Annotated in this window: 20 protein-coding genes and 1 pseudogene; 7 read left to right on the forward strand and 14 right to left on the reverse strand. The window is 59.5% G+C overall.

Annotated features, from left to right (window positions below):
- Positions 1 to 35 precede the first annotated feature (35 nt).
- Positions 36 to 101 (reverse strand): annotated as a pseudogene (locus ACIQV9_RS25475) (30S ribosomal protein S21); the annotation flags it as partial.
- Positions 102 to 300: 199 nt separating this feature from the next.
- Between ACIQV9_RS25475 and tsaD the strand changes: the two are divergent.
- The gene (gene tsaD / locus ACIQV9_RS25480; protein ID WP_010467153.1) at positions 301 to 1,326 is read left to right on the forward strand and encodes a tRNA (adenosine(37)-N6)-threonylcarbamoyltransferase complex transferase subunit TsaD; all 1,026 of its coding nucleotides are present in this window, start codon (positions 301 to 303) and stop codon (positions 1,324 to 1,326) included.
- A 23-nt stretch (positions 1,327 to 1,349) separates the two neighbouring features.
- Here the strand turns inward: tsaD and plsY are convergent, their stop codons facing one another.
- Positions 1,350 to 1,919 (reverse strand): glycerol-3-phosphate 1-O-acyltransferase PlsY, encoded by a 570-nt coding sequence (gene plsY, locus ACIQV9_RS25485; protein ID WP_150654008.1) that lies wholly within the window; start codon positions 1,917 to 1,919, stop codon positions 1,350 to 1,352.
- A 74-nt stretch (positions 1,920 to 1,993) separates the two neighbouring features.
- On the opposite strand from plsY, the gene folB reads away from it, so the two are divergent.
- On the forward strand, positions 1,994 to 2,350 hold the full coding sequence (gene folB, locus ACIQV9_RS25490; protein ID WP_008051601.1) for a dihydroneopterin aldolase: 357 nt from the start codon (positions 1,994 to 1,996) through the stop codon (positions 2,348 to 2,350).
- On the forward strand, positions 2,341 to 2,859 hold the full coding sequence (gene folK / locus ACIQV9_RS25495) for a 2-amino-4-hydroxy-6-hydroxymethyldihydropteridine diphosphokinase (RefSeq protein WP_403107427.1): 519 nt from the start codon (positions 2,341 to 2,343) through the stop codon (positions 2,857 to 2,859). Before folB ends, folK begins: the two co-directional genes overlap by 10 nt.
- 97 nt (positions 2,860 to 2,956) lie before the next feature.
- Here folK and ACIQV9_RS25500 read toward each other — a convergent pair whose 3' ends face one another.
- The 11 genes from ACIQV9_RS25500 to ACIQV9_RS25550 form a co-directional block, all read right to left on the reverse strand.
- Positions 2,957 to 4,186 (reverse strand): multifunctional CCA addition/repair protein, encoded by a 1,230-nt coding sequence (locus ACIQV9_RS25500; protein ID WP_403107428.1) that lies wholly within the window; start codon positions 4,184 to 4,186, stop codon positions 2,957 to 2,959.
- Positions 4,187 to 4,249: 63 nt separating this feature from the next.
- Positions 4,250 to 5,812: a SpoVR family protein gene (locus ACIQV9_RS25505; RefSeq protein ID WP_109635328.1), complete on the reverse strand. Its 1,563-nt coding sequence runs from the start codon at positions 5,810 to 5,812 to the stop codon at positions 4,250 to 4,252.
- Positions 5,809 to 7,080 (reverse strand): YeaH/YhbH family protein, encoded by a 1,272-nt coding sequence (locus ACIQV9_RS25510; protein WP_010467159.1) that lies wholly within the window; start codon positions 7,078 to 7,080, stop codon positions 5,809 to 5,811. The genes ACIQV9_RS25505 and ACIQV9_RS25510 overlap by 4 nt, the downstream gene beginning before the upstream one ends.
- Before the next feature lie 204 nt (positions 7,081 to 7,284).
- Positions 7,285 to 9,207 carry a PrkA family serine protein kinase gene (locus ACIQV9_RS25515; RefSeq protein WP_010467160.1) on the reverse strand — a complete coding sequence of 641 codons (1,923 nt, stop codon included), beginning with the start codon at positions 9,205 to 9,207 and terminating at the stop codon, positions 7,285 to 7,287.
- Positions 9,208 to 9,503: 296 nt separating this feature from the next.
- Positions 9,504 to 9,833, reverse strand: coding sequence for a thiosulfate sulfurtransferase GlpE (gene glpE / locus ACIQV9_RS25520; RefSeq protein ID WP_054044142.1), 330 nt, complete (start codon positions 9,831 to 9,833; stop codon positions 9,504 to 9,506).
- Positions 9,834 to 9,866: 33 nt separating this feature from the next.
- Positions 9,867 to 10,748: a symmetrical bis(5'-nucleosyl)-tetraphosphatase gene (locus tag ACIQV9_RS25525; RefSeq protein WP_403107431.1), complete on the reverse strand. Its 882-nt coding sequence runs from the start codon at positions 10,746 to 10,748 to the stop codon at positions 9,867 to 9,869.
- The gene (gene apaG / locus ACIQV9_RS25530; protein WP_403107433.1) at positions 10,748 to 11,128 is read right to left on the reverse strand and encodes a Co2+/Mg2+ efflux protein ApaG; all 381 of its coding nucleotides are present in this window, start codon (positions 11,126 to 11,128) and stop codon (positions 10,748 to 10,750) included. The genes ACIQV9_RS25525 and apaG overlap by 1 nt, the downstream gene beginning before the upstream one ends.
- Before the next feature lie 123 nt (positions 11,129 to 11,251).
- Complete coding sequence (rsmA, locus tag ACIQV9_RS25535) at positions 11,252 to 12,070, reverse strand: 16S rRNA (adenine(1518)-N(6)/adenine(1519)-N(6))-dimethyltransferase RsmA (protein ID WP_403107435.1); 819 nt, start codon at positions 12,068 to 12,070, stop codon at positions 11,252 to 11,254.
- Complete coding sequence (gene pdxA, locus ACIQV9_RS25540) at positions 12,067 to 13,056, reverse strand: 4-hydroxythreonine-4-phosphate dehydrogenase PdxA (protein ID WP_403107437.1); 990 nt, start codon at positions 13,054 to 13,056, stop codon at positions 12,067 to 12,069. The genes rsmA and pdxA overlap by 4 nt, the downstream gene beginning before the upstream one ends.
- Positions 13,053 to 14,369 (reverse strand): peptidylprolyl isomerase SurA, encoded by a 1,317-nt coding sequence (surA, locus tag ACIQV9_RS25545; protein ID WP_403107438.1) that lies wholly within the window; start codon positions 14,367 to 14,369, stop codon positions 13,053 to 13,055. The genes pdxA and surA overlap by 4 nt, the downstream gene beginning before the upstream one ends.
- On the reverse strand, positions 14,350 to 17,160 hold the full coding sequence (locus tag ACIQV9_RS25550) for an LPS-assembly protein LptD (protein ID WP_403107440.1): 2,811 nt from the start codon (positions 17,158 to 17,160) through the stop codon (positions 14,350 to 14,352). Before ACIQV9_RS25550 ends, surA begins: the two co-directional genes overlap by 20 nt.
- 130 nt (positions 17,161 to 17,290) lie before the next feature.
- Here ACIQV9_RS25550 and ACIQV9_RS25555 point away from each other — a divergent pair, with 130 nt between their 5' ends.
- The 3 genes from ACIQV9_RS25555 to ACIQV9_RS25565 are packed head-to-tail and all read left to right on the forward strand — an operon-like array spanning position 17,291 to position 19,747.
- On the forward strand, positions 17,291 to 18,310 hold the full coding sequence (locus ACIQV9_RS25555; protein WP_403107441.1) for an aminoglycoside phosphotransferase family protein: 1,020 nt from the start codon (positions 17,291 to 17,293) through the stop codon (positions 18,308 to 18,310).
- Complete coding sequence (gene murU, locus ACIQV9_RS25560; protein WP_403107442.1) at positions 18,307 to 18,978, forward strand: N-acetylmuramate alpha-1-phosphate uridylyltransferase MurU; 672 nt, start codon at positions 18,307 to 18,309, stop codon at positions 18,976 to 18,978. The genes ACIQV9_RS25555 and murU overlap by 4 nt, the downstream gene beginning before the upstream one ends.
- Position 18,979: 1 nt before the next feature.
- Entirely contained in the window at positions 18,980 to 19,747 is a 768-nt protein-coding gene (locus ACIQV9_RS25565) for a TerB family tellurite resistance protein (protein ID WP_403107444.1), read from the forward strand.
- A 125-nt stretch (positions 19,748 to 19,872) separates the two neighbouring features.
- Here ACIQV9_RS25565 and ACIQV9_RS25570 read toward each other — a convergent pair whose 3' ends face one another.
- Complete coding sequence (locus ACIQV9_RS25570) at positions 19,873 to 20,865, reverse strand: alpha/beta hydrolase family protein (RefSeq protein WP_403107446.1); 993 nt, start codon at positions 20,863 to 20,865, stop codon at positions 19,873 to 19,875.
- Between the two features lie 73 nt (positions 20,866 to 20,938).
- Here ACIQV9_RS25570 and ACIQV9_RS25575 point away from each other — a divergent pair, with 73 nt between their 5' ends.
- Positions 20,939 to 23,335, forward strand: coding sequence for a PAS domain S-box protein (locus ACIQV9_RS25575; protein WP_403107448.1), 2,397 nt, complete (start codon positions 20,939 to 20,941; stop codon positions 23,333 to 23,335).
- The last annotated feature ends 88 nt before the right edge of the window (positions 23,336 to 23,423 follow it).

Genomic DNA, 23,423 nt, shown 5'->3' on the forward strand with positions numbered 1-23,423 from the left:
ATACGATCTTCAGCCAGTTCTCCGGCTTTTTCTCAGGAGCTATTGATTCGACGCAGAGCTACGTCGAAGGGTTCGTTCTCTTTTACTTTGACGGCTGGCATCCAGAGCTACCTTCATTCATTACCGGGGTCAACATCCTCGCGGCAAAAGAGCACTTGAAGACGTCGGTTTTTAAGGGTTGCGGATGTTAACTCCTCATCGACCGGAATGCAAAGCCTCTGATCGAAAACCGCTAGTCGGGGCATCCCATGGCGACTATTATGCGCGCCTTCGAATTCAGCCTAAACAAGGCGCAAACCCATGCTAGTACTGGGATTAGAAACCTCCTGCGACGAAACCGGTGTCGCATTATATGACAGTGAGCGCGGCCTGCTGGCCGACGCTCTGTTCAGTCAGATCGACCTGCATCGCGCCTATGGCGGGGTGGTGCCGGAGCTGGCCTCGCGCGACCACGTCAAGCGCATGCTGCCCTTGATTCGTCAGGTGTTGGCTGAAGCGGACTGTGTGCCGACCGAGATCGACGCCATCGCTTATACCGCAGGTCCCGGCCTGGTCGGTGCCTTGCTGGTGGGCGCCTCCTGCGCCCAGGCGCTGGCGTTTGCCTGGGGCATTCCGGCCCTCGGTGTGCACCACATGGAAGGCCATTTGCTGGCGCCGATGCTGGAGCCGCAACCGCCACAATTTCCGTTCGTCGCTTTGTTGGTGTCGGGTGGTCATACGCAGCTCGTTCAGGTCGACGGGATCGGCCACTACACGCTGTTGGGCGAGACCCTCGACGATGCCGCCGGCGAAGCGTTCGACAAGACGGCGAAGATGATGGGCCTCAATTATCCGGGCGGTCCGGAAATCGCCAAACTGGCAGAGCGGGGCGTTTCAGGACGTTTCACCTTTCCGCGTCCGATGTGCGACCGCCCGGGCCTGGCCTTCAGCTTCAGTGGCTTGAAAACCTTCGCCCTGAACACCTGGCAGCAGAGCGTCAGCGCCGGGGACGACAGCGAGCAAGCCCGTTGCGACATCTCGCTGGCGTTCCAGCAGGCCGTGGTGGAGACTTTGACCATCAAGTGCAAGCGCGCCCTGAAACAGGCGGGCATGAAGCGTCTGGTGATCGCTGGGGGCGTCAGCGCCAACAAGGCACTGCGCACTTCCCTGGAAAAAATGCTCGGCGACATGAAGGGCGATGTGTTTTATGCCCGGCCGGAGTTCTGCACCGACAATGGCGCGATGATTGCGTTTGCCGGTTGCCAGCGCTTGCAGGCCGGTCAGCACGAAAGCCTGGCGATCAGCGTGCAGGCGCGCTGGCCGATGGAGCAATTGTCGGCGCTTTGATGAGCGGTGCTCATGCCCGGTAATTAAAAATGCCGTTCGCGCCCGGCAAACAGGTCGCGTAGATTGCCCCGATGGCGCCAGACGATCAGCCCCGTGAGTGCACTCATGGGCAGCAATGCCGCCGGTTCTTGCCAGGCCAGCAGCGGCAGGGTCAGCGGCGTGGCGATCAGTGCGGCGAGTGAGCTGGTGCGGGTCAGGTAGAACGTCAGCAGCCAGGCGCAGACCGCCAGCAATGCAGCAGGCGGATACAGGCCAAGGAGCATTCCGGCCGCGGTGGCGACACCCTTGCCACCGCGAAAGCGAAAGTATAGCGGGAACAGGTGGCCGATGACGGCACAGACGCCGATCCAGGCCTGTTCTTGCAGCGAAAGGCCCGCAACACCGGCGATCAGCACCGGCAGCAGGCCTTTGCAGAGGTCGCCGATCAAGGTCAGGATTGCGAGTTTCTTGCCGGCCAGGCGCAGCATGTTGGTAGCGCCAGCATTGCCCGAGCCACTCATTCGCGGATCGGGGTTACCCGTCAGGCGGCTGAGCAAAATGGCGAAGGACAGAGAGCCGAGCAGGTAGGCGAGGGTCGCCAGTAACCAAAACATGCTAACTATTCCGGGCGAGGACGCCCTGATTCTAACGGCGCATTGCGCCCTTGTCGTGCAGCGGAGAAAAGTGCTTGGACAGAGTGTTTATCGAGGGCCTGGAAGTCGACACCGTGATTGGTGCCTACGACTGGGAACGAGGCATCCGACAGTGCCTGAGACTTGATCTGAGCTTCGCTTGGGACAATCGCCCGGCCGCTGCAGGGGATGACCTGACCTTGGCCCTCGACTACGCGAGCGTTTCGTCGCGCATCCAGGCCTTTGCCGAGCAGGCGCAGTTCCAACTGGTCGAGACCTTTGCCGAGCGTCTGGTTGAAGTGTTGATGAGCGAATTCAAGATCACCTGGATGCGCCTCAAGCTGACCAAGCCTGGCGCCGTCCCGGCGGCCACCGGTGGTGTGGGCGTGGAGATCGAGCGCGGATGTCGCTGACTCAGGTGTATCTCGGGCTCGGTAGCAATATCGAGCGCGAAACCCATTTGCAGGCTGGCCTCGAAGCCCTGGCGGGTTTCCTCGTGGATATCCGTTGCTCGGCGGTGTTCGAAAGCCAGCCAGTGGGGATCAAGAGCGGCCCGTTCTTCAATTTCGTGGTCTCGGCTTACACCGATTTGCCGCTGATGGAGCTGGACCGTCGATTGAAGTTCATCGAAGCGGATAATGGCCGTTATGCGCCCGACCGCAGGGGCTTGCCGCTGGATATCGACGTGCTGCTGTTTGGCGATCTGGTGGGTAATTTCGACGGATTGATCCTGCCCCGGGCAGAGATTCTGAAAAACGCCTTTGTTTTGTGGCCGTTGTCGCTGATTGCGCCGGATCGTGTGCATCCGGGCGTAGGCAAAAGTTTCGCGACGTTGTGGGGCGAGGCGCAGATTGATCAGGTGTTGGCGCCGGTGGCGTTCGAGTGGCGCGGTGAGCAGCTGACACCTTCGAATTTGCTGTGATCTGACTGATGTAATCGCGGGCAAGCCCGCTCCCACAGGGATTTACACTAAACCTGTGGGAGCGGGCTTGCCCCGGGCGGCGATCCGACGAAGCTTTTCAGGCAGACGCCGCCTCTTTGTAGGCCTTCAGCACTTTTAGCCGCTCACGCTTGATCGCCTCGCCCAACTCCGGCCCCTTGAATCCCTGCTCCAGCAACGGCTGAACCGCCACGCTCCGTGCTGCAGTCGCCGCCCCGCGCAAATAATCCGCCTGTGGATAACTTCTCTGCTCCAGCCCTTTGCGGCCACGGGCGTCCATTTCGCACGCGGCAATGAACTCTTCAAACCGCTGCGGCCGACGGTAAACGTCAAAACTCTGCAGTAACTCCAGCAACGTCGAAGGTTTCAACTCCAGGGCGCGGTGGCCGTGAGTGTGATATTGGCCCACCAGCGATGCCAGTTCCTGACAATCCTTCGGTGCCTTGAACCGTTCATTCACCGCTTTGATCAGCTTCAGGCCCGTGTGCTCATGGGCAATGTGGCGTGGCCATTCTTCTTCGGGCGTCAGACCTTTGCCCAAGTCATGCAGCAGGCACGCCCAGCGCACGGTCAGCGGTTGTTTATGCAGCGCCGCTTGCTCAAGCACGCTCAGGGTGTGCACCCCCGTGTCGATTTCCGGGTGATGGACTTCCGGTTGTGGCACGCCGAACAAGGCGTCGACTTCCGGCATCAGCACCTTGAGCGCACCGCATTCACGCAGAACCTCGACGAACACCTGCGGCTGATCTTCCATCAGTGCGCGGGAAATCTCTTTCCAGCTGCGTTCGGCAGTCAGCGCCTCCAGTTCGCCTGACTCGCTGAGCTGACGCATGAGCTCCAGTGTTTCAGGCGCAACGGTGAAACCCAGCCCGGCGTAACGCGCTGCGAAGCGGGCAACGCGCAGAACACGGAGCGGATCTTCGGCGAACGCGGGGGAAACGTGACGAAGCACTCGAGCTTCGAGATCGCGCTGGCCGTGGTAAGGATCGGTCAGCTTCTGCTGAGCGTCTTCGGCCATGGCGTTGATCGTCAGGTCGCGACGGATCAGGTCTTCTTCGAGGGTGACTTCGGGGCTGGCGTGAAAGGTGAAGCCGCCGTAACCACGTCCGCTTTTGCGTTCAGTACGGGCGAGGGCGTATTCCTCACCGCTCTTGGGATGAAGAAATACCGGGAAGTCAGCACCCACCGGGCGATAGCCCTGGGCGAGCATTTCTTCGGTGGTGGCGCCGACCACGACCCAGTCGATATCGGTGACAGGCTTGCCCAGCAGGCGATCGCGTACCGCGCCGCCGACTTTATAAATCTGCATAAAAAACCTCCGTTAGCTCGACAGAATAACCTTTGCGTCGAACTTCCGGAGGCAGAAACAGGATCAAAGATGAATGACGGCCAGGTCCAGCCGGCCGTAATCCCCCTCGCTGTGCTCGCTTCTGGGCGGAACATGGTGAACTTTCATGACCTGGTCGCCCTGCAGCGTTTCCAGGTGAATGTCGAAGCCCCACAGCCGATGCAGGTGCTTGAGCACTTCCTCGGTGGACTCGCCCAGCGGTTTGCGGTCGTGTTGCTGGTGGCGCAAGGTCAGGGAGCGGTCGCCGCGCCGGTCGATGCTGTAGATCTGAATGTTGGGCTCGCGATTTCCCAAGTTGTACTGTGCGGCCAGGGTTTCGCGAATGATGCGGTAGCCCCCTTCGTCGTGAATCGCTGGGACCAGCAGGTCGTCCTTTTGGTCATCATCGAGAATGCTGAACAACTTCAGGTCGCGGATCACCTGGGGTGACAGGTACTGCAGTATGAAGCTCTCATCCTTGAAGCTGCTCATGGCGAACTTGATGCTCGACAGCCAGTCGGTGCCGGCAATCTCAGGGAACCAGCGGTAGTCCTCTTCGGTAGGGTGTTCGCACATGCGGCGGATGTCCCGGTACATGGCAAAGCCCAGGGTGTAGGGGTTGATGCCGTTGTAGTAGGGGCTGTCGAAGCCGGGTTGATAGACCACGCTGGTATGGGACGTCAGAAACTCCATCATGAAGCCGTCGGTGACGAGACCTTCGTCATACAGATCGTTCATCAGCGTGTAGTGCCAGAACGTGGCCCAGCCTTCGTTCATGACCTGGGTCTGGCGTTGCGGGTAGAAATACTGGGCGATCTTGCGCACGATCCGCACGATCTCCCGCTGCCAGGGTTCCAGCAACGGCGCATGTTTTTCGATGAAGTACAGGATATTTTCCTGGGGTTCGGCGGGGAAGCGTGCGTTGTCCTTGTCGCTGTATTTGTCCGCGCCTTTGGGAATGGTCCGCCACAGATCGTTGATCTGTTTCTGCAAGTGCTCTTCCCGATCCTTCTGCCGACGGCGTTCTTCTTCAGCCGAGATCGGATACGGGCGTTTGTAGCGATCGACCCCGTAGTTCATCAGCGCGTGGCAGGAATCCAGCAGGTCTTCCACGGCGTCAATGCCGTGGCGCTCTTCGCATTGCATGATGTACTGCTTGGCGAAAACCAGGTAATCGATGATCGAACTGGCGTCGGTCCAGGTGCGGAACAGGTAATTGCCCTTGAAGAAGCTGTTGTGGCCGTAGCAGGCGTGAGCGACCACCAGGGCCTGCATGCAGATGGTGTTTTCTTCCATCAGGTACGCGATGCACGGGTCCGAGTTGATCACAATCTCGTAGGCCAGCCCCATCTGCCCGCGGCTGTAGGACTTCTCGGTGCTGAGGAAGTGTTTGCCATAGGACCAATGGTGGTAACCCAGCGGCATGCCGACGGAGGCGTAGGCGTCCATCATCTGCTCGGCGGTGATCACTTCGATCTGGTTGGGGTAGGTATCCAAGGCGTAACGAGCCGCCAGGCGACTGATTTCTTTGTCGTAGGCCTGGATCAGCTCGAATGTCCATTCGGAGCCGGTGGAAATGGGTTGGCGCTTCTGCTCTTTGGCGGTCATGTCACTAACCTGCGCTGGAAGAGTTCACGGAAGACCGGGTAGATATCCCCGGCCGAGACCAGTTGCTGCTGGGCAAAAGTGTCAGAGAAGGCTTCGGCAATGCGTTCGTACTCGAACCACAGCGCCTGGTGTTCGCGCGGGGTAATCTCAACGTAAGTGTAGTACTGCACGAACGGCATGATCTGGTTGATCAGAATGTCGCGGCAAATCGGCGAGTCGTCGTTCCAGTTGTCGCCGTCTGACGCTTGGGCCGCATAGATGTTCCACTCATTGCTCGGATAACGCTCGGCCATGATCTCCTGCATCAGTTTCAACGCGCTGGAGACGATGGTGCCTCCGGTTTCCCGGGAGTAGAAGAACTCTTCCTCATCCACTTCGCGGGCGCTGGTGTGGTGGCGGATGAACACGACATCGATTTTGTCGTAGTTACGCTTGAGAAACAGGTACAGCAGGATGAAAAAGCGCTTGGCGATGTCCTTGGTCGCCTGGGTCATGGAACCGGACACGTCCATCAGGCAGAACATCACTGCTTTGGAGCTTGGGTTGGGCTGCTTGATCAGCAGGTTGTACTTGAGGTCGAAAGTGTCGAGAAAGGGCACGCGATGGATGCGCGCGCTGAGTTTTTCGATTTCTGCTTCGATCTCCTGAATATCGCCGAAGTTATCCGGTTCATCCCGCTTGAGTCGCAGCAGTTCCTCTTTGGCTTCACGCAATTTTGCCCGGCTGCTGCCAGACAGGGCGATTCGCCGGGCATGGGCCGAGCGCAGGGTACGGATGATGTTGATTCGCGACGGGTTACCTTCGTTGCTGATACCCGCGCGCACAGTCTTGAAGGTGTCGGTGCCGGTCAGGTTGCGCTTGACCAGGTTCGGCAGTTCGAGGTCCTCGAACATGAATTCGAGAAACTCCTCCTGGGTGATCTGGAAGACAAACTCGTCCATCCCTTCGCCCGAATTGCCAGCCTTGCCCGGGCCTCTGCCACCACCACCGCCTGGTGGACGGGCGATGTGTTCGCCGCTGGTGAACTCCTTGTTACCAGGGTGCACGACCGTCTGCTTGCCACCACGTCCGTGGTGAAGCACCGGCTCGTCGATGTCGCGGCCGGGGATGCTGATCTGTTCGCCGTGTTCCATATCGGTAATGGAACGCCGGCTGACCGCCTCTTCGACGGCCTTCTTGATGTGATCACGATAACGCCGCAGAAACCGCTGACGGTTCACCGTGCTCTTGTTCTTGCCATTGAGACGTCGGTCGATCACATAGCTCATGACTGCTCCTTAGAAGCTGTCCTGAAAGGGGCGAGCGGTTATGCAGCATCGTGCCGAGTGCCAAGGGATGTTCACGCTCCCCCAAGCGCTTTGGATGCTGCCTGAACCTGCGCTTGCGACTTTCGAACACCTTCAGAGGCCTGTGTAACAGAAAAAGCGCACACAGGTCTCTGGCTGACGACAACCGGTCTGACCGGCAGCGGGTTATTGTGATTTTCTGACCCGCAGGTACCACTCGGACAGCAGTCGTACCTGTTTGTCGGTGTAGCCCCGCTCGACCATCCGTGTGACGAAGTCGTTGTGCTTCTGCTGGTCCTCTTTGCTGGCCTTGGCATTGAAGCTGATGACCGGCAGGAGGTCTTCGGTGTTGGAGAACATTTTCTTCTCGATGACCACCCGCAGTTTTTCGTAGCTGAGCCAGGTCGGGTTCTTGCCATTGTTGTTGGCCCGGGCGCGCAAGACGAAGTTGACGATTTCGTTGCGGAAATCCTTCGGATTGCTGATGCCAGCCGGTTTTTCGATTTTCTCAAGCTCTTCGTTCAGCGCGACGCGGTTGAGGATTTCGCCGGTTTCCGGGTCTCGGTATTCCTGGTCCTGGATCCAGAAGTCGGCGTACAGCACGTAGCGATCGAAGATGTTCTGGCCGTACTCACTGTAAGACTCGAGGTAGGCGGTCTGGATCTCCTTGCCGATGAATTCGATATAACGCGGTGCCAAGTACTCCTTGAGGAAGCGCAGATAGCGTTCGCGGGTCTCGGCCTGGAATTGTTCCTGCTCGATCTGTTGTTCCAGCACGTAGAGCAAATGCACCGGGTTAGCGGCGATTTCGTGCGGATCAAAGTTGAAGACCTTGGACAGGATCTTGAACGCAAACCGGGTCGACAGACCGTTCATGCCTTCGTCGACACCGGCGTTGTCGCGGTATTCCTGGATCGACTTGGCTTTTGGATCCGTGTCCTTGAGGTTCTCTCCGTCATACACGCGCATCTTGGAGTAGATGTTGGAGTTTTCCGGCTCCTTGAGGCGTGACAGTACGGTGAACTGGGCGAGCATCTTCAGGGTGTCGGGCGCGCAATGGGCCTTGGCCAGGGAGCTGTTGAACAGAAGCTTGTCGTAGATCTTCACCTCGTCGCTGACCCGCAGGCAGTACGGCACTTTGACGATATAGATCCGGTCGATGAAGGCTTCGTTGTTCTTGTTGTTGCGGAAGGTGTGCCATTCCGATTCGTTGGAGTGGGCCAGCAGGATCCCGGTAAACGGAATCGCACCGAGGCCTTCGGTACTGTTGTAGTTGCCTTCCTGAGTGGCGGTCAGCAATGGGTGCAGCACCTTGATTGGCGCCTTGAACATTTCGACGAATTCCATCAGGCCCTGGTTGGCCCGGCACAGAGCGCCTGAATAGCTGTAGGCATCGGCGTCGTTCTGTGGGTATTCCTCCAGTTTACGGATATCGACCTTGCCCACCAGCGCCGAAATGTCCTGGTTGTTTTCATCGCCCGGTTCGGTTTTGGCCACCGCGATCTGGTTGAGGATCGACGGATAGAGTTTCACCACGCGGAACTGGCTGATATCGCCGCCGAATTCGGCCAAGCGCTTGGTGGCCCATGGCGACATGATGGTGTTGAGGTAGCGCCGTGGAATGCCGAAGTCTTCCTCGAGGATCGCGCCATCTTCAGTGGCGTTGAACAGACCCAGCGGCGACTCGAATACCGGCGAGCCCTTGATGGCATAGAAGGGCACTTTTTCGATCAGCTGTTTCAGCTTCTCGGCCAGGGACGATTTACCGCCACCGACGGGGCCGAGCAGATAGAGGATTTGTTTCTTCTCTTCCAGGCCCTGAGCGGCGTGGCGGAAATACGACACGATCTGGTCAATGCATTCTTCCATCCCGTGGAAGTCTTCAAAGGCCGGATAGCGGCGGATCACCTTGTTGGAGAAGATTCGCGACAGCCTCGAGTTGGTCGAGGTGTCGAGCAGCTCCGGTTCTCCGATGGCCAGCAATAGTCGCTCGGCGGCGGAGGCGTAGGCGCTGCGGTCCTGTTTGCACAGCTCAAGATACTCTTGCAGCGAGAGTTCTTCCTGGCGTGTGGACTCGAAGCGTTGTTGGAAGTGGCTAAAGATACTCATGACGTCACCTCGCTCGATACGTGGAGCCGACGCCGGATCATTCAGTCGATGCTGGCAGCAACCGGATATGCAGTCGCTGTTTACCCCCCAGAACTCTTTCGAAGCTGACTACCCCGAAAGCTACTCCCGATGACCCGCGCGCCGGTGTACCGGCTCTCCCCTGTTTTGGATGGCCTGCGCTTAAGGATAGTTGCTTATTCGGGAGGTAAAGGCGAGATACGTAATTAGTTGTGGCGGACCGTTCGTCTGCCACTGCGCGAGCCCGCGGGGGCCGGGGCTTGCGCGTTACAAAAATATTATTCGGAAGTGCCTTGCGCCGTTTCCGCGGGATAAGTCGTACGCCACAGCTCAAAACCGCCATCCATGCTGTACACGTCGGAAAAGCCCTGGCTGATCAGGTAAGCGGCGGCACTCTGGCTGGAGTTTCCGTGATAGCAGACCACGACCGTAGGCGCGTCAAGATCGGCGGCACGGATGAAATCCGAGATGGAAACGTTGTCCAGGTGCTTCGAGCCGGCGATGTGCAGCGCGGCATAGGTTTGCGGGTCGCGAACATCGACCACCACTGCGCCTTGTTCGCGCAGGGCCTGTGCCTGTTCTGGGGGGATGCGTTTGAATTCGCTCATGGCGGGCTCCTGTGGCTCGGCTGAAAGCGCAGTCTAGCGCTGGGCGCTGGCTGACGGTTGTTCGGGAATGGTGGGAGTGACTGGCGGTAAGGTGTGGCCATGTTCGTCGCATTTGCACAGTAGGCGTTCACCGGTGTCGACGTTCATCAGGGTCATGGAGCCGCCCCAGACACACCCGGTGTCGAGCGCGAAGACGTCTGGCTCGTCACACTGGCCTTCGAGCGCCGCCCAATGGCCGAAGATAATCTTCACGTCCTTGGTCCTGCGCTCCCTGTGCTTGAACCACGGTGCATAGCCCGGCGGCGCGGTGTCGATGCCTTCTTTGCCCTTGAGGTCGAGTTTGCCCTCGCTGGTACAAAAACGCATGCGGGTGAAATAGTTGGTGATCACGCGCAGGCGGGTCACGCCTTTGAGGTCGTTGTCCCATTTCACCGGATCGTTGCCGTACATGCCGTCAAGGTAGGCCGGGAAACGGTTGTCGTCGCGCAGGGCTTCTTCAACTTCGGCAGCGCATTTCAAGGCTTTGCGCAGCGACCACTGTGGCGGAATGCCGGCATGGACCAGGGCAATGTTGCGCTGTTCGTCATAGTGCATGAGCTTTTGCTCGCGCACCCACTCCAGCAGCTCCGCAGCATCTGGTGCCTGGAGGATCTCGCGCAGGGTGTCGGCTTTCTTCAGGCGTTCGATGTTCTGCCCGGCTGCCAGCAAATGCAGGTCATGGTTGCCGAGCACGCACACCAGCGATTCGCGGATGCTATAGAGAAAACGCAAGGTTGCCAGCGACTGCGGGCCACGGTTGACCAGGTCGCCCACCAGCCACAGACGATCCTTTGCAGGGTCGAAAGCGACTTGTTCGAGCAGGCATTGCAGTGGCTCAAGGCAGCCTTGAAGGTCACCGACGGCATACGTTGCCATCAGTGCAGGGCTCCGGGCACCGCCAGGCGGAAGGGCGCGATGACGGCGTCGAAGTGTTTGCCGTCGTCGGCGATCATTTCATAAGTGCCCTGCATCGTGCCGACTTTGGAGGTCATGACGGTGCCGCTGCTGTAGGTATGGCTCTTGCCCGGTTCGATCAGCGGTTGTTGGCCGACAACGCCCGCACCGCGAACCTCTTCGACATGCCCGTCGCCATCGGTGATGACCCAGTGCCGTGACAGCAACTTGGCCGGTAACTCGCCGTTGTTCTGCACGGTGATGGTGTAGGCGAAGGCAAAGCGGTTCTGCTCGGGTTGCGATTGTTCTGCCAGATAGCGGGTGACGACGCTGACGTCGACCTGATAACGAGGATCGGACATGCAAGAGGCCTTAAAAACGAAGCGGGACGCGGGGCGTAACTGATTGAACTCAGTCTAGGCCAAGTATCGGGTAGTAAACCAGACATGGGCGCTGGTGTCCTACCCGATAACGTTCGTCGCCTGTCAGTCGACGACGGGGGATGGCAGGACTTGTTCGCTGAGCTTGTCGGCCAGGCGCACGAAGGCGGCGAGGTCAAGCTGCTCTGGACGAAGGCTGCCGTCGACACCGGCGGCGCTGATTTCGTCGTTGCTCAAAAGCAGCTTGAGGGTATTGCGCAGGGTCTTGCGGCGCTGGTTGAAGGCTTCGCGCACAACACGCTCCAGCAGCTTGTGATCCTTGGCAGGGTGCGGCAGCACCGCGTGAGGCACCAGGCGCACGATGGCCGAATCGACTTTCGGTGGCGGATTGAACGCGCCGGGCCCGACGTTGAACAGATGCTCGACCCGGCAATGATACTGAACCATGATCGACAGACGGCCCCAGTCACCGCCGCCAGGACCTGCCGCCATACGCTGGACCACTTCCTTTTGCAGCATGAAGTGCATGTCGCGAATCAGGCTGGCGTTGTGCAGCAAGTGAAAAATCAGCGGCGTAGAGATGTTGTACGGCAGGTTGCCGACGACCCGAAGGCTACCCGGAGCTGCGTTCAGGCTGTTGAAGTCAAACTTCAGTGCGTCACCCTGATGCAGGTTGAAGTTGCTCTTGCCAGCGAACTGCTGATTGAGGATCGGGATCAGGTCTTTGTCCAGCTCCACCACGTCCAGTTGTGCGCCGCTGCCCAGCAGGCCTTGGGTCAGTGCACCCTGGCCCGGGCCGATTTCCAGCAGGCGGTCCTCAGGCTTGGCATGGATGGAGCGCAGGATGCGGTCGATAACGCCGGCATCGTGCAGGAAGTTCTGGCCAAAACGCTTGCGCGCCCGGTGTTGGTAATGCTCGGTCATAAACGGGTCTCGGCCATCTGGTAGGCGGTTTCCAGGGCGACTTGCAGGCTGCCGGTGTCGATGTTGCCGCTGCCGGCCAGATCCAGGGCAGTGCCGTGGTCGACCGACGTGCGGATGATCGGCAAGCCCAGGGTCACGTTGACTGCCGCGCCGAAGCCTTTGTATTTCAGCACAGGCAGGCCCTGGTCGTGGTACATCGCCAGCACCGCATCGCAGTGCTCCAGATATTTGGGGGTAAACAGAGTGTCGGCGGGGAGGGGGCCGCGAAGGTCCATGCCCTCGCCGCGCAGGCGCTCTAATGTAGGTTCGATGATGTCGATTTCTTCATGGCCCAGGTGTCCGCCTTCACCGGCGTGCGGGTTTAGCCCGCAGACCAGGATGCGTGGCTGGGCGATGCCGAACTTTTGTTGCAGGTCTGTGTACAGAATGCGTGTGACCCGTTCCAGACGCTCCGGCGTGATTGCATCGGCAATTTCGCGAAGGGGCAGGTGAGTGGTGACCAGTGCCACGCGCAAGCCGCGGGTGGCGAGCATCATGACCACTTGCGCGGTATGGGTCAGGTCAGCGAGAAATTCGGTGTGCCCGGAGAAGGCAATCCCGGACTCATTGATCACGCCCTTGTGCACAGGGGCGGTGATCATGCCAGCGAAATGCCCGTCGAGGCAGCCTTGGCCCGCACGGGTCAAGGTTTCCAGAACGAAAGCCGCATTGGCCTTGTTCAGTTGCCCAGCGGTGACCGGTGCATTGAGCGGGGTATCCCAGACATACAGGCTGTTGGCGGGTGCTGGAACATTCGGCCAGCTGTCCGGCGTTACCGGCAGCAGATCGACAACCACGCCCAGCTGCGCGGCCCGCTCAAGGAGCAGGTCGCGACTGGTAATGGCAATCAGGGGATGTGGCTGGGCTTGCGAGGCGAGCAGCAGGCACAGGTCGGGACCTATGCCGGCCGGTTCGCCGGGTGTCAGCGCGAAACGCTTGGGTTTCACTGCGCTGCCTGGTCTGCACCAGGGAGTTTGATCTCTACGTATGCTTCGTCACGGATCTGACGCAGCCAGGTTTGCAGCTCTTCGTCGTATTTGCGGTTACGCAGTACGGTCATCGCTTGCTGCTCACGGGCCTGGGTAGTGCTGTCGGTGGCGCGACGGCCAAGGACTTCCAGAACGTGCCAGCCGTATTGGGTCTGGAACGGCTTGGACAGCTGACCTTGCGGGGTCTTGGCCATCACTTCGCGGAACTCAGGCACCAATGCATTCGGGTCGATCCAGTTCAGGTCGCCACCGTTGAGGGCGGAACCCGGGTCTTCCGAGAAGCTTTTTGCCAGTTCGCCGAAATCTTCGCCCGCTTCGATTCGGGTGTAGAGCGATTCAGCCAGGGCCTTGGTCTTTGCTTCGTCGCGGATCGGGCTAGGTTTGACCAGGATATGACGCACGTGAACTTCGTCACGCGTCTGGGTTTCACCGCCACGCTTGTCGAGGATCTTCAGGATGATGAAGCCGCCCGGCGTGCGCATTGGCTGGGTAATGTCGCCAACGGTCATGGTGCTCAGCATGCGATCGAACGGAGGTGGCAATTGAGCGGCTTTACGCCAGCCCATGTCGCCGCCTTCCAGTGCGGTTTCGCTGGCGGATTTGGCGATTGCCAACTGACCGAAGTCAGCGCCTTGCTTGAGCTGCTGGTAGACCGCGTCCGCTTGCTTGGCCGCATTCTGAATCGCATCGGAGTTGGCGCTTTCCGGTGTAGGAATCAGTATGTTGGCCAGACGGAACTCTTCGGACAATTGCATCTTGCCGAGGTCAGAAGCGAGGAAGTTCTTCACTTCCTGTTCAGACACCTGGATACGTTCGGCCACACGACGCTGACGCACGCGGCTGATGATCATTTCGCGGCGGATCTGCTCCCGGGCGTCCTCGTAAGAGAGACCGTCGCGAGTCAGGGCAGCGCGGAACTGATCAAGCGACATGTTATTGCGCTGGGCAATGGTGCCGACAGCCTGGTTCAGTTCTTCATCGGTGATACGGATGCCGGAACGCTCGCCAATCTGCAGTTGCAGGTTTTCGACGATCAAACGCTCAAGCACCTGCTGGTCCAGCACGCCGGCCGGCGGCACTGCTGCGCCGCGTTTAGCGATGGTTTGCTGAACTTCATGAACGCGCTGGTCCAGTTGGCTCTGCATGACCACGTCGTTGTCGACGATGGCCACCACTTTATCGATGGACTGTACCGCGGCGTTAGCCGCGGTACCCAGGAACAGCGCGCCCAGCACTAGCGGGCGCAGACAATCAGAAAGCTTGGTCTTCACGTTCACGATAACCTTGGATGCCTTTGTCGAGGAAGCTCTCTACTTTGGCGCCGGTGAGGCCGCCGAGACCTTTCAGAACGATTTGTAGGAAAATGCCGTGGTCGCCTTTTTCGTTTTCCGGGGCGTTCTGACTGAATTCGTCATACGAAACCCAGTAACGGTTGATCAGGCGCAGTTTCCAGCAGCAGTTGTCGTACTCGAAACCACCGAAGGCTTCCAGGGTACGGTTGCGGTTGTAGTCATACTGCCAGCGACTGATGACGTTCCATTGCGGCACGACCGGCCAGATCACTGAGAAATCGTGCTGTTGGATTTTGTAGTAGTCCTTCACATAGCCAGGTTGGCCAGGGGTGCCATAGTCACCACCGAACTGCCACTTACCGGTGTTCTGATTGTAGATAACCTGATCGTTACGATAGCGATAGCCGGCGTTGATAACCTTGTTCGGGTTGTCTTCAGGCTGGTAGTGGAACATCGCGCTGCCCGAGCGAGGGCTGCGGCTGTCCGGGTCCCAGTTGTAGTCAGCGGTGGTGCTCCAATCGTTGTTCCAGCGATACACGTATTCCAGTGCGTACGGCGAAACATTGGCTTGAGCGTCGGCGCGGTCTCTTGGATTGATACCCGGCAACTGAACTTCCCGGTCCTTGAAGTACATGGCCTGGCCTACGCTGATGCGTTGACGTTCGAAACCGCTTTCTTCGATCCAGCGGTTAGTGATGCCCAGCGACAGTTTGTTCTCGTCACCGATACGGTCGGAGCCAGAGAATCGGTTGTCACGGAACAGCGATGCGTAGCTGAATGTGTATTCGCTGGTATCGAACGCCGGAATATCTTCCTGGTTCTCCTCCGGGACGTAGAGGTAGAACAGGCGTGGTTCAAGGGTCTGGCGGTAGTTCTTGCCGAACCATTGGGTGTCGCGATCGAAGTACAGGCCGCTGTCGATGCTGGCGATTGGAACGCCACGGTTCTGGCTGCTGCTGAAATTGCCATTGAAATTTCTTGTTCCGGCTGCAGCTGCAGCTTGATCCTGAGCCACGATCTGGTTCTTGCCAATACTGTCCAGATCCAGCTGGTACTGGGTGTACTGATACTTGAGCTTCGGCTTCAGGAAGCCGTAAGTCCAATCCAGCGGAAGGCTGACGGATGGCGCCAGGTTGAGGCGATCGCCAGTGGCTCGCGCAAGACCTTGAATGTTAGTGTCAAGGCGCGGACTTACAGTGCCGTCTTCATTGGTAAAGTTGCCGTTTTTCAGGTCGCGATCAAATCGCACGATTTCAGTGTTGTAACTGAAATCCAGTCCGCCCGGGTGGTACGGCAGCGCACCATCAAAGGTGATCTGCGGCAGACGATCGTACGGTGTGAGGTTGGCAACGGTCGCCAGCTGATAAGCCTGGGCGTTGATGCGAGCAGTGTAGTTGTCGCCACGATAGCTGACAGAACCCTGCTGGTTAACGTAGTCAGCGCTTTTCACGCCGATCTGGTCAGTCTGCAGATCCTGGAAGTAATACGGATCGCTGATCTTGGTGTAGTCGACTTGCGTCAGTACCCGCGAATCCAGACCACCCTTGTGCTGCCAGTTATACATGTAGCGGTTTTTCTGGTAATCGGTCTGCCCGCTGCGATCGGTGTCCTCGTCGTTGAGGTACGCAGCACCGAACTGACCTTCACTGGACTTGGTCAGGTAGCGGAATTCGCCTTCCATCAGCAAGCCATGCTTGCTCATGTAACGCGGGTACAACGTGGCATCGTAGTTCGGCGCCAGGTTGAAGTAATACGGTGTGACCAGCATGAAGCCGGTATCGCTGCCCGTGCCGATAGTCGGCGGCAGGAAACCTGACTGGCGACGGTCGTCGATCGGGAAATAGATGTACGGCGTGTACAGGACAGGAATGTCCTTGACCCGCAGTGTCACGTTGGTCGCGGTACCGAAACCGGTCGCCGGGTTCAAGGTGATGTTGTTGCCCTTGAGCTGCCAGGCGTTGCTGTTCGGTTCGCACGTGGTGTACGTACCATCCTTGAGGCGGATGATCGCGTTTTCGGCACGTTTGGCATACAGCGCGTTACCGCGGATACGGGATTTGTGCATCACGTATTCGGCGTTGTCGACCTTGGCTTCACCGGTATCGAGCTGCACGTCGGCGTGGTCGCCCACGATCAACGCGCCGTTGTCGCGAATGCGCACGTTACCGCTGAGTTCGCCGCGGCTTTCGGCCTGGTACAGGTTCGCTTCGTCGGCTTCGACTTGCATGCTGCCCTGACGCATGACGACGTCACCGGCCAGGGTCGCGACTTGTTCATCCTGCTTATAGCGAGAGGCCTTGGCGCCGATAAAGGTCGGGGCGTCACTTTTATCCGTCTTGTCATTCATGCCAGGACGAATCGGTTCGATATAGGAACCAGAGCAGTAAGGACCGGTCTCGGCCAGTTGCGCCGCCGTGAGGTTCTCGCGCGGAACCCAGTCGAGGTGACTGTAGTCTGCACTACGGGACTTCAGGCCGCGGCCTTTGGACTCGGTAACCAGCACAGGCTTGGCGCCGGCGTCTTCACTGGTGCCATTCTCGGTCGCAGGTTCGCCGGTGGCGGAAACTGCGCTACCGTCATGGACGGGACGCGGAGGCAAAGCCGCCGCTGGTGCTTTTGGCGCACAGTCCCAGGCACCCGAAGCAGAGACTGAGCAGTCATACTGTTCCGCGGCTACCACGAATGAAGTGGCTAGGGGTTGCAGGGCCAGCAGACTGCCGGTAACCAACAACGGAAATTTTTTACGAAACGCGGGGGATTTCAATGCCATCTTATTAGTCCGGGCTTCCTGCGTGCCATCTGCCCGCGGTGTGGGCCGCACGCCTCTCGATGGTCTGAAAAAGATGCTGGATAATAAAGCATGACCCGCTTGACGGCTAGCGCCGTCGGAGACCCTTGCAATGCCTGACCAAGATGTACGTTTGCAACACCTGAAAGTTTGGCTCGATGAGCAGTTGGCAACCCTCTTTGCAGAGCAAGGTTGGGGTGCCGTACCCCCGGCCACATTGACCGCGGCCAGTAGTGACGCGAGTTTCCGGCGCTACTTCCGATGGGAAGGCGAGGGCCGCAGCTTCATCGTGATGGACGCGCCACCGCCCCAGGAAAACTGCAAACCCTTCGTGGATATCGCTTTTTTGCTGGCGAAATCCGGAATAAATGTGCCGAAAATTTATGCCGAAGACCTCGATCGCGGTTTTCTTTTGCTTAATGACCTGGGCAACAAGACTTATCTGGACGTGATCGACAGCGAAAACGCCGACGATTTGTTCAAGGATGCCCTGCAAGCACTGCTGGCTTTCCAGCAATTGCCGATGGTCGCGCCGTTGCCAAGTTATGACGTGGCATTGCTGCGCCGCGAGCTGGAACTGTTCCCTGAGTGGTACGTGCAACGCGAGTTGGGCATCGAGTTCGACTCCGCACAGCAAATGCTCTGGCAGAACGTGACCGAGCTGCTGATCGACAGCGCCCTGGCCCAGCCAAAAGTGCTGGTACATCGCGACTACATGCCACGCAACCTGATGCTCAGCGAGCCGAACCCTGGTGTTCTGGATTTCCAGGACGCGGTCTATGGCCCGGTGACTTATGATGCGACTTGCCTGTTCAAGGATGCCTTCCTCAGTTGGCCCGAGGAACGTGTACGCGCCTGGCTGGAAGACTACTGGCAACAGGCAGGTGCGCTCGGCATTCCCGTGCAGCCTGATTTCGAAGACTTCCTGCGGGCCAGCGACCTGATGGGCGTGCAGCGTCACCTGAAAGTGATCGGCATCTTCGCCCGCATCTGTCATCGCGACGGCAAGCCGCGATACCTGGCCGATGTGCCGCGCTTCTTTGCTTACATAGACGCGGTGATCGCACGCCGTCCTGAACTGGCTGAGCTGGATGTGTTGCTGCTGAGCCTGCGTGCTGGAGCCACTGCATGAAGGCGATGATTCTGGCGGCCGGCAAAGGCGAGCGCATGCGCCCGCTGACCCTGACCACACCCAAGCCGCTGGTTCGTGCCGGCGGCGTGCCTCTGATCGAGTACCACTTGAAAGCCCTGGCGATCGCCGGGTTTACCGAGATTGTGATCAACCACGCCTGGCTCGGTCAGCAGATCGAAAGTTACCTGGGTGACGGCTCGCAATACGGCGTGCGTATTCAGTACTCGCCGGAAGGTGAGCCACTGGAAACCGGCGGCGGCATTTTCCGCGCGTTGCCGTTGCTGGGCGATGACGCGTTCCTGGTGGTCAACGGTGACATCTGGACTGACTACGACTTCAGCGTGCTGCATCAACCCATCGCCGGGTTGGCGCATCTGGTGCTGGCGGATAACCCGGCCCATCACCCGACCGGCGATTTCACGCTGATCAACGGGCAAGTGCGCGACGGTCAGCCGGACACCGCCACCCTGACCTACAGCGGCATTGCCGTGCTGCATCCGCAACTGTTCGACGGTTGCTCGGCCGGCGCCTTCAAACTGGCACCGTTGCTGCGCAAAGCCATGGCCGATGGACAGGTCACCGGCGAACGCTTGAACGGGCACTGGGTGGATGTCGGCACGCACGAACGCCTGGCTGAAGTTGAAACCCTGATAGAAGCGAGACGCTGAGATGCTGTGGCCAGGGACTCTGATTGGAGCCGGAGCGGGCTTTGCCATAGCCAGCATTCCGGGGGCCATGCTCGGCGCTTTGTTGGGACAGGCGCTGGATCGGCGTTTGCACTTGCAAAGCTGGGGGCATTTGCGGGAAAAGCTCGGCGGTCGTCCGATGCTGCGCAACGATGAACTGTTGTTCGTGTTGCTGGGACGGTTGGCCAAGAGCGATGGGCGAGTGGTGGATGGCCACATCCAGCAGGCCCGCCAGGAAATGCGTTCGCTGGAAATGACAGAGCCGGCGCAGCGTCGTGCCATTGCCGCGTTCAATCGGGGCAAGTCGGGCAATGATCGTTTGCGCGGGTATCTGCGGCGCTTGAGTGCTCAACCCCACGCCGCGGAAGGCGTGTTGCGCGCCTGTTGGCGGATGGTTTGGGCCGATGGGTGTGCGGGGAACAATGAACGCGAACTGCTGGCCCAGTGGGGTAAGTGGCTGGGCTGGACGCCGCAACAGGTGCTGGCGTTGGCGGCCGACTACGATCAGCACAAGCGACCGCAAGTCAGCAGCACCCTGACCTATCAGGATGCCTTGCGGCTGTTGGGGGTGTCGGCGACCAGCGAGCCGGCGCAGATCAAGCGTGCCTACCGACGCCTGCTCAGTCGCCATCACCCGGACAAGATTGCCGGCAGCGGTGCGACGGCGTTGCAGGTGCGAGAGGCGACTGACAAGACTCGCGAACTGCACACGGCCTACACGTTGATTCGTGAGCGGCGGGATTTTCGTTAGCAGGAAAGATTTTTGTCGCCAGGGAGGCCGTCTTCGCGGGCAAGCCTCGGTCCTACAGATTCCGCGTCATACGACACAGAATCTGTAGGAGCGAGGCTTGCCCGCGAATGGGGCGACGCGGTCTATCAGTCCGCCGCCTTCTGCGGATTCAACCACCCGCGCACCCGGCGCACCAGTTGCTCTTGCTCTGCCTTGGCATTACCAGGCAGCGCTTTGAGCGACACCTGACTGAACGCCGAAGACTTCAATCGCTTGCTAGCCTGCATCCGTGCCAGCGCTGCGTTGCGATCCAGCGGCCTATCCATGTAGAAGATATCTGCCGTCGGCAGCTTCAGTGTCGGCGTCAGCTCAACCAGCTCGGGCTTCGCCTCGGCAGGTGTCTGTGCCGCGACCATCACAAATTTCTCCACTTGCGACGGCTGCTTCTCGCTCAGATAACGCGCGGCCCAATAAGCACCAGTGCCATGGCCCAAAACCACGATGCTGCGAGCGCTTTGCTGTTCGGCATAGGCAATGGCGGCATCGATGCGAGCAAAGATGCGTTCGGCGTCGGCCTTTGATTGCTCTTCCGTGGTTTCGGCGATGGCCTTGTCGGCGACTTCCGCTTCACCACCGGCCGCTTGCTCGATAGGTGCTGCCGTGGTCGAGTCCTTGCTGCCGGTTTCCGGTGCCTTGAGCGTTGGCGGCATTTCCATGATGCGTGGTGCAATGGCATCGCTTTGCAGGTCGGGCAAGGTGATACTCAGGCTGCTCCACTTGGCGTCGGGCAATTTGTTGCGCAACGGACTGATTGCTTGCGGCCAGTCAACGGTTTCACCTGCGCCAGGGATGATAATCACCGCGCCTTTGGGCTCGGCGGTATTGGCCGGTTTCCACAGCGCAAGAAAGGTGTCGGCGCCGGCTTGCAGTTGTTGCTGTTCCTGCGCAGGGATTTTTCGCTCAAGTGCTGTCGCTTCTTCCTGACTACGCTCAAGCAGTGGCTGGCGTTCGACCGGGTTTTCTTCTGCGGGGTTTTCCGCAGCGGCAGGTGCCGGATCGGCCGCCTCGACGGAAAAGGCGCAAGGCAGGATCAGCGACAGGCACAATGCTGGCAGTGCCAGGCGGTAGACAGGGGGCATCGGATATTCCAGGCCAGAAGTTATTCCGGCAGCCTAATGGGTTGGTCAGTATTTGTCAGTGTGTGAGACTTCGATGATGCGTTTTCGCTGCCTGTGGGTTATCGGCTGTTTGTGGTTTCCCTTGATGAGTTGGGCGGCGTCCGCGCCACCGGCGCATGTCGCGCCCTTGTCGCCCAAGCAACAACAGTGGCTGGCAGCGCACGGCGAATTGCGCGTCGGGCTGGTGTTGCAGGCGCCTTACGCGCAATACGATCGCCGCTTGCAGCGTCTGTCCGGGGTTAACGTCGAGTTGATGAAATGGCTGGCCAAAGCCCTCAAGGTCGAGCTGAGCTGGCGTAATTTTCCCGACCTTGCTCAACTCGAAGCCGCCGCGCGCGAGGGTGAAATCGACATTGCTCCCGGGCTGACCCAAACCCCCGCCGGCCTGCGATTCTGGCAATTCTCCGACCCCTACATGCGGGTGCCGCAACTGGTGGTCAGTGACCAGAAAAGTACCGGTGTGGTGGAGCTGGAAAAACTCGACAGCCAAACCCGCGTCGCCGTGCGGATGCCCAGCGCGACGGCCGACTATCTGCGTGGCAACTATCCCCATCTGAACCTGCAAGGCGTACCGCTCGAGCGTCAGGCATTGCAATTGTTGCTGAGTCAGCAGGCCGGTTATGCCGTGGTCGATGAAGCGCAATTGGGGCGGCTGTCCGTCGAGCCTGAGTTCGCCGGGCTGGTCGTGGTGGGTGACATCGGCTTGCCGCAATTACTGCGAGTGGCCACGCGGCGGGACCAGCCGGAACTGGCCGGCATCGTCGAAAGCGCGCTGCGGGCGATCCCGGCCAAGGACCTTGAGCAACTGCACAACCAATGGCTGCAACCCAAATACCCGCGCCTGACCGAGTCCCCGGGCTTCTGGCAAAACCTCTGCCTGCTGATGGTGGTGTTGATGCTGAGCAGCATGGCCATCGTGTTCTGGCAGCGCCGCCAACAACACAGTCTGGAGCAGCGTCTATTGGCGGCGCGCGAGGACATTGCCCTGCGCGAGGCCAGTGAAGAGGCGTTGCGCCTGACCCAGTTTTCTATCGATCAGAGCACCGTCGGCATCCTCTGGGTCAACTGGGACAGCCACGTGCGCTACGCCAACCGCGCCGCTGAAACCATGCTCGGGTATCCGCCCGGCGCAATCATTGATCGGCCGTTGATCGACTTCGAGCCGGGCCTGCACATGGACCGCTGGTTGAACCTGTGGAAGCGCGCCCGGACCAGCGAAGAAGGGCCGCAAAGTTTCGAAACCAACTGTGTACGAGCCGATGGCAGCATCCTGCCGACCGATGTCTCGTTGAGCTTTATGCGCTTTCGCGGTGGTGAATACCTGGTGGTCTACCTCAACGACGTCACCGAACGTCGGCGCGCCCTGGCGGCGTTGCAGGAAAGTGAAGCGCGGTTGCAGGGGATTGCCGCCAACGTTCCGGGATTGGTCTTTCGCCTGGAGCGGGCGCCGGTGACAGGGCAGATCGACTTTGCCTACATCAGTGAAGGCAGCGAGAGTCTGGTGGGCTACTCGCCAGCGACCCTGGCCCATCGCGACAAAGGCCTGCGTAGCCTGGTGCACCCGGACGACAAAGCCAGCTATCACCAGACTCAGGACCGTGCACTGGACACCGACAGCGACTGGTCATGGCAGGGGCGGATTCTCACCCGTTCAGGCGAACAGCGCTGGGCCGAGATCAAGGCCATCACTCGCCGGCTCGAAGACGGCGCCTATGTCTGGGACGGGATTGTCTGGGACATCAGCGAGAGCAAGCGCATCGAGCTGGAACTGGCCAGTTCCCGCGAGCAACTGCGTGAGCTGTCCGCTCACCTGGAGAGCGTGCGCGAGGAGGAAAAAGCCCGCATCGCCCGGGAAGTTCACGACGAGCTGGGTCAGATGTTGACCGTGCTCAAGCTGGAAACCTCCATGTGCGAATTGGCCTACGCCCAGCTCGACCCTGGTCTGAATGAGCGCCTGAACAGCATGAAACGCCTGATTGCGCAGCTGTTCCAGTTGGTGCGCGATGTGGCGACCGCGCTGCGACCACCGATTCTCGATGCCGGGATCGCGTCCGCCATCGAATGGCAGGCCCGGCGTTTCGAGGCGCGCACGCAGATTCCGTGTCTGGTGCAGGTGCCGGAGAACCTGCCGGTGCTCAGTGACGCCAAGGCCATTGGGCTGTTCCGGATTCTTCAGGAAGCGCTGACCAATGTCATGCGCCATGCCCAGGCGCATACTGTTGAACTGACACTGGCGCTGGAAGGCGACGAGTTGTGTCTGACCGTCAGTGATGATGGCGTAGGATTTGTCCCCACCACGGGCAGGGCGACTTCCTTTGGGGTGGTCGGTATGCGTGAGCGGGTATTGATCATGGGCGGGCAGTTGTCGCTGGAGAGTGAGCCGGGGGAGGGCACGACGTTGAGTGTGCGAGTACCGGTGGATGAAGCCTGAACTATTTGTTTTGTCTGTGCTGACGCCTTCGCGGGCAAGCCACGCTCCCACAGGGATTTTGTGAACAACACAAATCCTGTGGGAGCGT

The sequence above is a fragment of the Pseudomonas sp. NPDC099000 genome (assembly GCF_044759925.1).
GTDB lineage: Bacteria > Pseudomonadota > Gammaproteobacteria > Pseudomonadales > Pseudomonadaceae > Aquipseudomonas.